The organism is Alphaproteobacteria bacterium PA2 (genome assembly GCA_002256425.1).
In the GTDB taxonomy this organism is placed as follows: Bacteria; Pseudomonadota; Alphaproteobacteria; order Caulobacterales; family Caulobacteraceae; genus Phenylobacterium.
The window spans coordinates 2,076,003-2,087,570 of sequence record NKIZ01000001.1 but is presented as its reverse complement, the minus strand read 5'-3'; the positions used below and the strand labels follow the sequence as shown (position 1 = coordinate 2,087,570).

12 protein-coding genes are annotated in these 11,568 nt (G+C 61.6%); all 12 read left to right on the top strand.

Translation table 11 applies throughout. The features are described 5' to 3' along the window. Nucleotides 1-25 precede the first annotated feature (25 nt). Genes CFE28_10045 through CFE28_09990 form a run of 12 tightly spaced genes read left to right on the top strand, consistent with a single transcriptional unit; the run spans nucleotide 26 to nucleotide 11,568 of the window. A complete protein-coding gene (locus CFE28_10045; GenBank protein OYU70299.1) occupies nucleotides 26-745 on the top strand; it encodes a UMP kinase in 720 nt (239 codons plus the stop codon). Nucleotides 746-770: 25 nt separating this feature from the next. Next, nucleotides 771-1,337 carry a ribosome recycling factor gene (locus CFE28_10040; protein OYU70298.1) on the top strand — a complete coding sequence of 189 codons (567 nt, stop codon included), beginning with the start codon at nucleotides 771-773 and terminating at the stop codon, nucleotides 1,335-1,337. A 31-nt stretch (nucleotides 1,338-1,368) separates the two neighbouring features. After that, nucleotides 1,369-2,118 carry a di-trans,poly-cis-decaprenylcistransferase gene (gene uppS, locus CFE28_10035; protein ID OYU70297.1) on the top strand — a complete coding sequence of 250 codons (750 nt, stop codon included), beginning with the start codon at nucleotides 1,369-1,371 and terminating at the stop codon, nucleotides 2,116-2,118. Beyond that, nucleotides 2,099-2,950: a phosphatidate cytidylyltransferase gene (locus tag CFE28_10030; protein ID OYU70296.1), complete on the top strand. Its 852-nt coding sequence runs from the start codon at nucleotides 2,099-2,101 to the stop codon at nucleotides 2,948-2,950. The genes uppS and CFE28_10030 overlap by 20 nt, the downstream gene beginning before the upstream one ends. Next, nucleotides 2,938-4,140, top strand: coding sequence for a 1-deoxy-D-xylulose-5-phosphate reductoisomerase (locus CFE28_10025; protein OYU70295.1), 1,203 nt, complete (start codon nucleotides 2,938-2,940; stop codon nucleotides 4,138-4,140). Before CFE28_10030 ends, CFE28_10025 begins: the two co-directional genes overlap by 13 nt. Before the next feature lie 12 nt (nucleotides 4,141-4,152). Next, entirely contained in the window at nucleotides 4,153-5,370 is a 1,218-nt protein-coding gene (locus CFE28_10020) for an RIP metalloprotease RseP (GenBank protein OYU70294.1), read from the top strand. A gap of 32 nt (nucleotides 5,371-5,402) precedes the next feature. Beyond that, nucleotides 5,403-7,763, top strand: coding sequence for an outer membrane protein assembly factor BamA (gene bamA / locus CFE28_10015; GenBank protein OYU70293.1), 2,361 nt, complete (start codon nucleotides 5,403-5,405; stop codon nucleotides 7,761-7,763). 4 nt (nucleotides 7,764-7,767) lie between these two features. Continuing rightward, nucleotides 7,768-8,391, top strand: coding sequence for an outer membrane chaperone Skp (locus tag CFE28_10010; GenBank protein OYU70292.1), 624 nt, complete (start codon nucleotides 7,768-7,770; stop codon nucleotides 8,389-8,391). A 44-nt stretch (nucleotides 8,392-8,435) separates the two neighbouring features. Further along, nucleotides 8,436-9,461: a UDP-3-O-(3-hydroxymyristoyl)glucosamine N-acyltransferase gene (lpxD, locus tag CFE28_10005; GenBank protein ID OYU70291.1), complete on the top strand. Its 1,026-nt coding sequence runs from the start codon at nucleotides 8,436-8,438 to the stop codon at nucleotides 9,459-9,461. Next, on the top strand, nucleotides 9,454-9,933 hold the full coding sequence (fabZ, locus tag CFE28_10000; protein OYU70290.1) for a 3-hydroxyacyl-[acyl-carrier-protein] dehydratase FabZ: 480 nt from the start codon (nucleotides 9,454-9,456) through the stop codon (nucleotides 9,931-9,933). The genes lpxD and fabZ overlap by 8 nt, the downstream gene beginning before the upstream one ends. Further along, a complete protein-coding gene (locus tag CFE28_09995) occupies nucleotides 9,930-10,727 on the top strand; it encodes an acyl-[acyl-carrier-protein]--UDP-N-acetylglucosamine O-acyltransferase (GenBank protein ID OYU70289.1) in 798 nt (265 codons plus the stop codon). The genes fabZ and CFE28_09995 overlap by 4 nt, the downstream gene beginning before the upstream one ends. Before the next feature lies 1 nt (nucleotide 10,728). After that, nucleotides 10,729-11,568, top strand: a complete 840-nt coding sequence (locus CFE28_09990; protein ID OYU70288.1) for a UDP-2,3-diacylglucosamine pyrophosphatase — start codon at nucleotides 10,729-10,731, stop codon at nucleotides 11,566-11,568.

The window sequence follows — 11,568 nt, the reverse complement described above, 5'->3', positions numbered from 1 at the left end:
CAGTTCAGATTCTCGAGACACGCCCATGACCGGTCAGCCGCGCTACAAGAAGATCCTCTTGAAGATGTCGGGCGAGGTCCTGATGGGCGACGCCATGTTCGGCATCGACACCAAGACCATCGAGGCGGTGGCCGAGGACATCAAGGAAGTGGTCGACGCCGGTGTCGAGCTCTGCCTTGTCGTGGGCGGCGGCAATATCTTTCGCGGCGTTTCCCTGGCCGGCAAAGGCATGGACCGGGCCAGCGCTGACTATATGGGCATGCTGGCGACCGTGATGAACGCCCTGGCCCTGCAAGGCGCCCTTGAAAAGGCTGGTGTCGATACCCGGGTTCAGTCCGCCATTCCCATGGACGCCGTCTGCGAGCCCTACATCCGTCGGCGCGCCATGCGGCACCTGGAAAAGGGCAGGGTGGTGATCTTCGCCGCCGGGCTGGGCGCGCCCTTCTTCACCACCGACACGCCAGCCGCCCTGCGGACTGCTGAAATGGGCTGTGAAGCCCTGTTCAAGGGGACCTCGGTTGATGGGGTCTACACCGCCGACCCGAAGAAGGATCCAACCGCCAAGCGGTATGAGACCCTCAGCTATCACGATGTCCTGGCCCAGGACCTCCGGGTGATGGATGCTTCGGCTATTGCGCTCATGCGCGACAATCACATCCCGATCGTGGTCTTCTCGATCCGCGAGCGGGGCAATTTCATGAAGGTGCTTCAGGGCCAAGGGGTCTTTACGACCATAGCCGACTAGCACTGATTTACAGGGAGCAGGTCTCATGGCTGCAGCAGAAAAGCCGGTCCTTTCCAAGTACAAGGACCGAATGGACAAGGCGATTGTCGCCCTTAAGGACGAGTTTGGCAGTCTCCGGACGGGCCGGGCCTCGGCCAGCCTGCTCGATCAGGTGATGGTCGAAGCCTACGGGGCGACCGTGCCCATCAGCCAGGTTGGCGCCGTGAGCGTGCCGGAAGCCCGGTCGATTACGGTGAGCATCTGGGACAAGGGCGTGGTGGTCTCCGTTGAGAAGGCCATCCGCAATTCCGGCCTGGGCCTCAATCCTGTTGTTGAAGGCCAGACCCTTCGCATTCCGATCCCGCCCCTGACCGAGGAGCGCCGCAAGGACCTGGTCAAGGTTGCCGGCAAGTATGCCGAGCATCAGAAGGTGGCCATCCGTAATGTCCGTCGTGAAGCCAATGACGACCTGAAGAAGGCGGAGAAGGACTCTGTCATCAGTCAGGACGAGCAGAAGCGCATGGAAGCCGAGATCCAGAAGTTCACTGACGAGGCTGTTAAGCGGGTGGACGAAGCCTTGAAAATCAAAGAACAAGAGATCATGCAGGTTTAGTCGGCTGCTTCCAGGACCGGCGAGGAAACATATGGCGCCAAGCCCTTCAGAGCCGACTGGAACGCCCCTGCATGTGGCGATCGTCATGGACGGCAATGGCCGGTGGGCGAAGCGTCGCGGCCTGCCGCGCACCCTGGGGCACAGGGCTGGTGTTGAGGCTCTGAAGCGAACCGTCGCCGCAGCGCCGGAACTGGGCATCCGGTCCCTGACCGTGTTCGGCTTTTCCACCGAAAACTGGAGCCGGCCCGCCGCGGAAGTGGCTGAACTCATGGCCTTGCCCAAGCGATACTTCGAAAGCGACCTTGCCCGACTGGAGCGGGACGGGGTCCGGGTCCGGGCCGTCGGGCGGCGGGAGGGGCTTTCCGCAGACCTTCAGGCCATGCTGACAGAGGCCGAAGCGCGGACCGCCGCCAACGATGTTTTCTTCCTGCAGATCGCCTTCAATTATGGCGGACAGGCCGATATCGCCGACGCCGCGCAAAGGTTCGCGGTGGATGTCGCTGAGGGGCGGGCAAGACCGGAAGACATGTCCGAGGCGGTCTTTGCCCGGTATCTTTCGACAGGCGGCCTGCCGCCGCCGGATCTGGTGATCCGGCCCTCCGGAGAGCAGCGACTGTCGAATTTCCTGCTCTGGGAGTCTGCCTATTCCGAGTTCGTCTTCCAGGACGTGCTTTGGCCCGACTATGGCAAGGAGCACCTTGCGGCAGCCCTGGCGGAATATGCCAAGCGCGAACGCCGGTTTGGCGGCGCGGTTTCGGACGATGTCCTTGCCGCCGGCTAGCAAGTCCTTTGATTGGTCAAACCTGGGCGTTCGAGTGGTCTCTGCGACCATTCTTGTTCCATTGGTGCTTGCGGCGATCTGGTTTGACACCGGGTGGGCGCGGGGCGGGTGGCCATTCCTTGTCCTCATCGCCGTGGCGGTGGCCCTACTGTCCATAGAATGGGGCGGCATGACCGCGCCCAATGCGCCCGTGCGGGTTTCCACGGCGGTGTGCGCAGCTGTGCTGGCCGGGGTCATACTGGCTCACCGGGATCTGGACCGGATGTGGCTGGTCTGGGCCTGCCTGTTTCTGGGAGGCCTTGCGGCGGCCCTTGTCGCAAGAGGTGTGTCCGAAAAGCCGTTCAATGCCGCCTACGGGGTCTTCTACCTTGGCGTCTCCTGTATCTGCCTGGTCTGGCTGAGATCGACCAAGCAGGGTGTCTTCTGGACCTTCATGCTGTTTGGCATCACCTGGGCGGCGGATATCGCCGCCTATGCGGTTGGGAATACCTTGAAGGGCCCCAAGCTCTGGCCCCGGTTTTCACCCAACAAGACCTGGTCAGGTTTCTTCGGTGGATTGGCTGCGGCCATGGGGGTCGGCGCCATGATGTCCGCCTTGCCCTGGTTTGATCTGAACATCTGGGCCGCCCTGTCGGTCGGCCTTGCCGGCGGACTTGCGACCATGGCGGGGGATCTCTGGGAATCCATGCTCAAGCGTCGCTTTGGCGTGAAGGATTCAGGCGACCTCATTCCAGGCCATGGCGGCCTGCTGGACCGGGTGGACGGGCTGATGTTCGCGGTCGTTGTGATCGCGGGCGCCCGCCTGATCAATCATCTTGGATGGGGCCATTGAGCCTGCCGCGCCGGATTACGGTCCTTGGGTCCACAGGTTCGGTCGGGGTCTCCACCCTTGATCTCCTGGAAAAGGCAAGATCAGACGTTGAAGTGGTCGCCCTGACCGGAGGGCGCAATGTTGCCCTGCTGGCCGAACAGGCCCTGAAGTGGCGTCCGCAACATGCTGTCATCGAAGATGAAAGTCGCCTCGAGGAATTGCGCGCCCGCCTGCAGGGCTCGGGTGTGCAGGCGCAGGCCGGGCGGCAGGCCATTGTCGAAGCCGCGCAGGCTGGCGCCCAGTGGGTCATGTCCGCCATTGTCGGCTTTGCCGGTCTTGCGCCAACCCTCGCCGCCGCAAGGTCCGGGGCGATCATCGCCCTGGCCAACAAGGAAAGCCTGGTCTGCGCCGGCCCCCGCTTGCTGCGGATCGCCCGGCGGGCTGGCGGCATGGTCATACCGGTCGATTCCGAACACTCGGCCATTTTCCAGGTCTTTGAGCCCGCAAATGCCTCCCAGGTGTCGCGCCTGATCCTTACAGCCTCAGGCGGGCCCTTCAGAACGTGGACTCTCGAACAAATGGCGGCGGCTACGCCGGAACAGGCTGTGGCCCATCCCAACTGGAGCATGGGCAAGAAGATCTCGGTGGATTCCGCCACCATGATGAACAAGGGCCTTGAAATGATCGAGGCGGCCTACCTTTTCGGCATGCCGCCTGAAAAGGTGGATGTGATTGTTCATCCACAATCCATTATCCACAGCCTTGTGGAATACTTGGACGGATCAACCCTGGCGCAGCTCGGCGCCCCAGACATGCGGACCCCGATTGCCTGCGCCCTTGCCTGGCCTGACCGGATGGCCTGGCCGGCGCCGAAGCTGGATCTGACAAAAACCGGGGATCTCACCTTCACCGCGCCGGATCTCGAACGGTTTCCCGCCCTTGGCCTGGCCAAGGCCGCCCTTGCGTCCGGTGGCCATGCGCCAGCTGTCCTGAACGCCGCAAATGAGGTCGCCGTGGCGGCTTTTCTTGACCACAGGGTAGGCTTTCTCGATATTGCCGCAATCGTAGGCGAAACCTTGAATCAGGTTGAGGCCAGGGGTCTCGCTGAGGATGACATGAGCGATGCTCTTGACGATGTGCGGGACGTTGAAGCCACAGCCCGGCGAGTGGCGGGCGAAGTCCTCGCAAGCCATTCGGCGAAGCGGGTCTAGGGGGCCCAGCCGATGATACATTTCCTTCAGGAAGCGGCGATCTATGTCATCCCATGGCTGCTGGTTCTGACCCTGATCGTCACGGTTCATGAACTCGGCCATTTTCTTGCGGCCAAGGCATGTGACGTCGCGATCGATACCTTCTCCATCGGTTTTGGCCGGGCCTTGGCCTCATGGAAGGACAAATCAGGCGTTGAATGGCGGATCGGCTGGATTCCCCTGGGCGGCTATGTCCGGTTTGCCGGAGATGAGAACGCCGCCAGCGTACCTGACCAGCACGATCTGGACGAATTGCGACAGGAAATCGTCAGAACCGAGGGGGCGGGGGCGGTTGGCCGCTACTTCCACTTCAAGCCGCTCTGGCAGAGGGCCTTCATCACGATCGCGGGCCCGGCCGCAAACTTCCTGCTGGCCATAGTCATTTTTGCGTCAATCCTGATGATCTTTGGCGATCGGGTCCTGCCGGCCAAGATCGCCCAGATCCAGCCTGGAAGCGCAGCTGAAGCCGCCGGTTTCAAGGCTGGCGACCTTGTAGTCCAGGCAGACGGCCACCGCATTGCAGCTTTTGATGACCTCCAGCAGGTGGTCCAGATCCGGGGCGGCCTTCCGACAGTCTTTGTGGTCAAGAGGGGCGGGGAGGACCTCACCCTCACGGCGACCCCCCGGTGGAAGTCGGTTTCGGACTCCATCGCCGGCGAGCAGAAGATCGGTATCCTGGGCATTGTTCCCGTGCAGAACCGCTCTGACTTCATCTCCGTAAAGTATGATCCGGCCTCCGCCCTGGTGGCGGGCGCGCAGCAGACCTGGAAGACGCTGCAGATGAGCGTCTTCGGACTTGGCCGCATAATAACCGGCCAGATTTCCGCCGATCAGTTGCATGGCCCCCTGGGGATCGCCCACATGACCGGCAATCTGGCCAAGGCCAGTGCGGAGGTCTCACCTGACGTGAAGTCGCTGATTTTGTTCGGCGGCGGCAATCTCTTGAAGCTCGCCGCCATAATCTCGGTCGGAATCGGCTTTATGAACCTCTTGCCCGTCCCTGTTCTGGATGGTGGACACCTGATGTTTTATGCGTTTGAAGCCGCAACGAGACGTCCTGTTTCCGCCCACATTCAGGCGGCGGGTTATCGTGTGGGCCTTGCGCTGGTGCTCGGTTTGATGTTGTTCGCGACATGGAACGACCTGCAGCAACTGCAAGTGTTCAAATTCATTGGCGGTCTGTTCCTCTGACTCGCTTCCTATTCCCGGTGACGGCTGAAACGATGCATAGAACTCGCGCTTCGAGCGCCGCGCTCGCCTCCGGCCTCGCCCTGCTTATGGGTTCGGCCGCAATACTGGCTCCGACAGTCGTTCTGGCCCAGGCGACCTCGCAGGACGGTGTGGTTCAGCGGGTGCTCATCGCCGGCAATGAGCGGATCGAGCAGTCGACAATCCTCTCCTATCTGCCGGTCCAGACCGGGGATGCGGTCAATTCAGCGAAGATCGACCTGGCCTTGAAGGCCCTGTTCCGGACGGATCTGTTTTCCGACGTGAAAGTCTCCTTCACCAATGGCGACCTGATCATCAATGTCGTTGAAAATCCGATTATCAATAAGGTGGTCTTCGAGGGAAACAGCGGTCTCAAGGAAGACAAGCTTCGTGATGAAGTCACTGTTCGCCCTCGCGGGATTTTCACCAAGGCGAAGGTCCAGTCTGACATCCAGCGGATCATCGAGCTCTATCGTCGTTCCGGACGGATCTCCGCCACTGTAACTCCCAAGATCGTCGAGCTGCCCCAGAAGCGGGTGGATCTGATTTTCGAAATCAACGAGGGCCCAAAGAGCGGGGTCCTACGGGTCAACTTCCTCGGCAACTCCGAGTTTTCGGACAACGATCTGCGGGACGTGGTCGTCACCGAGCAGACCCATTGGTACAAATTCTTCTCGACCAACGCCAACTACGATCCCGACCGGCTGGAATACGACAAGGAGCAGCTGCGTAAGCACTACCGCAATCGTGGCTTCTATGATTTCCGCATCGTGTCTGCAGTGGCCGAGCTGGCGCCGGACAAGAACGGCTTCGCCATCACCTACACCCTCGAGGAAGGTCCCCAGTACAAGTTCGGGAAAATCGCCGTCGAGACGACGCTGAAGAAGCTCGACAAGGATGTCCTGCAATCCCTGGTGCCGATCCAGTCCGGCGACCTTTACGAGGATGAGCGGATTGAAGGCGCGACGGACGCCCTGACCTTCGCCGCCGGCGCCGCCGGCTTTGCTTCGGTTGATGTCAGGCCGCGTTATACGGCCAACCCCAAGACCAAGCTTGTCGATGTCACTTTCCAGGTGAATGAAGGACCCAGGGTCTACGTCAACCGGGTGGATATCGTCGGCAATACCCAGACCCTGGATTATGTGATCCGGCGGGAAATGAACCTGGTTGAAGGCGACGCCTATAACCGCGCCCTCGTCGATCGCTCGAAGAACAGCATCAAGGGGCTTGGCTTCTTCAAGGAAGTCACCATTACGGAAATTCCGACGGCGAACCCCGACAGGACCGACCTGCAGGTGAAGGTGGAAGAGCAGCCTACCGGTGAGCTTTCCTTCAGCGCCGGCTACTCCTCGGTGGATCAGCTGGTTCTGGATCTGGGCATCACCCAGCGCAATTTCCGCGGCCGTGGACAGGATCTGCGTGCCCGGGTGTCGGTCGGCTCACTCCGGCAGCAGGTTGACCTGTCCTTCACCGAGCCAAGGTTCCTCGACAGGAACCTGAGAGCTGGCATCGACATCTACTCCTACAAGTATGACTTCTCGCAATACTCCGCCTATCAGACATCGTCACTGGGCTCGAACCTCAGGGTTGGCTTCCCCCTGACCCTGAACTCGGCCATGTCCATGCGTTATGTCCTGCGCAATGACGATGTGAAGATCGACGACACCTATTGCGATCCTTCCGCTCCCATCGTTTCGCTGTCCCTGTGCGCACAGCGGGGCAATTTCACGACCTCCCTCCTGGGCTTTGGCCTGTCGACCGATCGTCGGAACGATCCGATCCGTCCGACACGCGGCTATTACATGAACCTGACCCAGGATTTTGCGGGTGTGGGCGGGGACGTCAACTACAACAAGATCGAGGTTGAAGGCGGCTGGTATCACGGCTTCAACAAGACCTTCATCATGAGTCTGCTTGGCAGCGCCGGCTATGCCGGTGGCTGGGGCGGTGACACGATCCGGGTGAATGACCGCTTCTACAAGGGCGGCAACACCTTCCGCGGCTTCCAGACAGCGGGCATAGGTCCACGCGACACGAATGGCGGCCGGTCTGACGCCCTTGGCGGCCGCGCCTACGCGATCGGCACGGCTGAATTGACCATCCCGACATTCCTGCCGGAGCAGTACGGGATCAAGGCCGCCCTGTTCACCGATGTCGGCACACTGGGGCTGCTGGACCGCAAGGACAAGCTTGATGCCACGGGCAAGATTGACCCGAATATCCACGACGATCTGACCCTGCGCGCTTCTGCCGGTCTGTCGGTTATGTGGAAGTCCCCCATGGGTCCCATCCGGTTCGACTTCAGTCAGATCCTGTCCAAAGCAGATTATGACCGGACGGAAACCTTCAAATTCTCCACTGCAACGAGTTTCTAGAAACATGAAAATCCAGATCACTTCCGCCGTGGTCCTCGCGACTGCGCTCTCAATGACCAGCGTGGCCGGAGCCTATGCTCAGGCCGCCGCAGCTCCGCCGCCAGCCGTGTCCCATGGGCCGGTCGTGCCGGGCGTATGCATCGTGGCGCTTGAAGGCGCCATGGGGACGTCAACAGTCGGCAAGTATGTGCAGACCCGACTCCAGCAGATCGGCACCCAGGTTCAGTCCGAACTGAGCGCTGAGCAGACGGCCATCGCCAATGAAGCCAAGGCCCTGGATGGTCAGCGCGGAACCCTGGATCAGGCCGCTGTCGACCAGAAGACATCGGCTTTGCAGCTGAGGGCCAATGCGCTTCAGCGCAAGGCCCAGCTCCGTGAACGTGAAATGCAGGCCACCCAGCAAAAGGCTATCGGCCGCATTGGTCAGGAAATGGAGCCCATCGTCCGGGCTTCCTATCAGCAGGCCAAGTGCAGCCTCCTGCTGCAGCGGGACGCTGTGGTTCTTGCCAACCCCGCCATGGACATCACGCAGTCCGTCGTCGCCGGCCTGAATGTGAAGATCACCCAGTTCGCCTTTGATCGGGAACGTCTGGACCAGGCGACCCCCGGCGGCCAAACTGGCAACTAGGACGACTCGCGGGTTCGACGCGGGCTTTTGGATGATCGCGTCGCATGCCTGACAGCCGTTTCTATGAAGACCTTGGACCTGTCTCCCTGGCGGATATCGCCATGGCGACAGGCGCCGAGTTGGGGGAGGGAGCTGATCCGTCCCTGATGATCCAGGGGGTGGCGGTCCTGGCGCACGCCAAACGTGACAGCCTCACCTTTGTCTCTGACAAGAAATACCTGGCGGACCTTTCGACTTCTGAAGCAGGGGCCTGCGTTTTGCCGCCAAGGCTTGCCGCCGAAGCGCCGTCCGGCTGTTCAGTGCTCATCGCCAAGAATCCCCAGGCTGTGTACGCGCTGGCGGCGCTGAAGCTGCACAGGCCGCATCGACACGCCGGCCAGACGGCCATTTCGCTCGATGCAGGCCTGGAGGAGGGCGTCGAGCTGGCTCCAGGAGTCGTGATCGGTCAGGGCGCACGGATCGGCCGTGGAACCCGGATCGGCGCCAACACGGTGATCGGCCCTGGCGTCACCATCGGGCGCGACTGCCAGATCGGGTCCAACGCCTCGATTTCATTCGCCATGATCGGCGACAGGGTGATGATCTATTCCAACGCCGTCGTCGGTGAGGCCGGCTTCGGCGCTACCCTTGGTCCTGCCGGGATCATCGATATTCCGCAGCTGGGGCGCGTCATCATCCAGGACGGTGTCACCCTTGGCGCTGGCGTGACAGTAGATCGCGGCGCCTATGACGACACGTCGATTGGCGAGAACACCAAGATCGACAACCTTGTGCACATTGGCCACAACACAAGAGTAGGCCGCAACTGCGTCATGGCGGCCTATGTCGGGATATCGGGCAGCGTTACCATTGGTGACGGTGCGCGCTTTGGCGGTCGCGCCGGTGTGGCTGACCACATCACCATCGGTGATGGCGCACAGGTCGGCGGCGCCGCCGGCGTTCTGAAGGATATTCCTGCTGGTGAAATCTGGAGCGGCTATCCCGCCCAACCTCTGAGGAAGTGGCTCAGGGAAGTGAACTGGCTATCGAAAGCTGCGGCGCGGCCGCGGTCCGGGGGTGAAGATGAGTGACGCTGAGGCCAAACCGAAGTCAGGGGTATCGATTGATATCGCTGAGATCCTTGTCCGGATACCGCACCGCTTTCCCTTTCTGCTGGTTGATCGCGCTGAAGACTATGTGGCGGGCGAAAGCATTGTCGGCATCAAGGCCGTGACGTTCAACGAACCCTTCTTCCAGGGGCACTTTCCCGACTATCCGGTCATGCCGGGTGTGCTGATTGTCGAGGCCATCGCCCAGACGGGCGCCGTCCTGATGTCCAAGACCCTGGATGTTGATCCGCGCGGCAAGACCATCCTTTTTGCTTCCGTAGACAATTGCCGCTTCCGCCACCCTGTCAGGCCAGGCGACCTGCTCAGACTGGAAGTGCGGGTGGATAAGGCCAGGGGCGGTCTGTTCAAGTTCCATGGTCGCGCCATGGTCGGAGACAAGATGGCCGCAGAGTGCGACTACGCCGCCATGCTGGTGGAGACCCCGACCTCATGAGCGTAGATATCCACCCGACCGCCATTGTCGCCCCCGGGGCGCAACTGGGCGAAGACGTATCCGTGGGCCCTTTCTGCGTCATTGGCGAGAATGTGAAGCTCGGCGACCGGACGAAGATTCTGACCCATGCCGTGATCGAGGGACATACGACCATCGGTGCGGACTGCACGGTGCGCAATTTTGCAAACCTTGGAGGCCCGCCTCACCATACCGGCTATAACGGCGAGCCCACCGAACTGCTCATTGGCGACCGGAACAAGATCTGGGAGCACGTGACCATGCATATCGGGACCCCCGGTGGCGGTGGGGTCACCCGGGTGGGCAATGACGGCATGTTCATGGCCACTAGCCATGTCGGCCACGACTGTCATGTGGGCGACAATGTGATCCTTGCACACTCAGCGACCCTTGGCGGGCACGTGGATGTTGGGGATTTTGTCATGGTCAGCGGCCTGGCGGCGGTGCACCAGTATTGCCGGGTCGGGCGCTATTCCTTCATCGGCGGCCTGGCGGCCGTCACCAAGGACGTTATCCCCTATGGTCTGGTCTGGGGAAATCACGCGCACCTTGAGGGCCTGAACCTGGTTGGCCTGAAACGTCGCGACTTCTCCCGTGAGACCATTTCCGAACTGCGATCAGCCTATCGGTTGCTGTTCGCCGAGGAGGGTACCTTCCAGGAGCGAGTCGACGACACCTCGGCGACCTTCGGCCACAGTGCGCCTGTGATGGAAATCATCGAGTTCATTCGCGCTGACGGCAATCGCCCCCTCTGCCTGCCGGAGCGTGAGGTCTAGGGTGGCCGGAAAGCTTGGTCTCATCGCCGGCGGAGGCACTCTGCCGGTTGAGATTGCACAGCATTGCGAACAGGCGGGGCGGGAGGTCTTCATCGCCCGCCTGAAGGGGTTCGCTGGTCCCGAACTCGACGCTTTTCCCGGGGCGGAGGTCGGCCTCGCCGAGGTGGGGAAGTGCATCAAGCTTCTCAAGCGGGCAGGCTGCAAGTCGGTATGCCTGGTCGGCAATGTCAGCCGGCCCGACTTTGCATCGCTCAAGCCTGACCTGCGCGGTCTGGCCATACTGCCGTCGGTGATCATGGCCGCACGCAAGGGCGATGACGCCCTGCTCAGGGTCATTCTTGATGAGTTCTCCAAGGAAGGCTTCCTTATCGAAGGCGCCCATGAGGCCAAGAGCGACCTGACCTTGAGAGCCGGCGCCATGGGCCGGATTTCACCTGGCCCCCAACACAAGACCGACATTGCCCGGGCCCTGCTGGTTGCCCGGAAAATCGGCGAGCTGGACATAGGTCAAGGCGCTGTCGTCTGCGACGGGCTGGTCCTGGCCGTCGAGGCGCAGGAGGGCACCGACGCCATGCTCAGGCGGGTCGCAAACGAGATACCGACGGCCATACGCGGACAGCCGGGAGCCTATCGTGGTGTTCTGGCGAAGGCGCCCAAGCCCATCCAGGAGACAAAGGTGGACATGCCGACCATCGGCCTCGCCACTGTCCAGAGGGCCGCAGCCGCCGGGCTGGCGGGCATTGCCGGCGAAGCTGGTCGTCTGCTGGTTCTTGACCGGGATCAGGTTATCGACCTGGCCGATGAGCTTGGCCTTTTCGTCTACGGCGTGGAGCCCGAGTAG

Bases quoted from the DNA above. Each gene is read 5' to 3' on its own strand.
- CFE28_10045 (OYU70299.1), top strand. From the start codon at position 26: ATGACCGGTCAGCCGCGCTACAAGAAGATCCTCTTGAAGATGTCGGGC.
- CFE28_10040 (OYU70298.1), top strand. From the start codon at position 771: ATGGCTGCAGCAGAAAAGCCGGTCCTTTCCAAGTACAAGGACCGAATG.
- uppS (OYU70297.1), top strand. From the start codon at position 1,369: ATGGCGCCAAGCCCTTCAGAGCCGACTGGAACGCCCCTGCATGTGGCG.
- CFE28_10030 (OYU70296.1), top strand. From the start codon at position 2,099: ATGTCCTTGCCGCCGGCTAGCAAGTCCTTTGATTGGTCAAACCTGGGC.
- CFE28_10025 (OYU70295.1), top strand. From the start codon at position 2,938: ATGGGGCCATTGAGCCTGCCGCGCCGGATTACGGTCCTTGGGTCCACA.
- CFE28_10020 (OYU70294.1), top strand. From the start codon at position 4,153: ATGATACATTTCCTTCAGGAAGCGGCGATCTATGTCATCCCATGGCTG.
- bamA (OYU70293.1), top strand. From the start codon at position 5,403: ATGCATAGAACTCGCGCTTCGAGCGCCGCGCTCGCCTCCGGCCTCGCC.
- CFE28_10010 (OYU70292.1), top strand. From the start codon at position 7,768: ATGAAAATCCAGATCACTTCCGCCGTGGTCCTCGCGACTGCGCTCTCA.
- lpxD (OYU70291.1), top strand. From the start codon at position 8,436: ATGCCTGACAGCCGTTTCTATGAAGACCTTGGACCTGTCTCCCTGGCG.
- fabZ (OYU70290.1), top strand. From the start codon at position 9,454: ATGAGTGACGCTGAGGCCAAACCGAAGTCAGGGGTATCGATTGATATC.
- CFE28_09995 (OYU70289.1), top strand. From the start codon at position 9,930: ATGAGCGTAGATATCCACCCGACCGCCATTGTCGCCCCCGGGGCGCAA.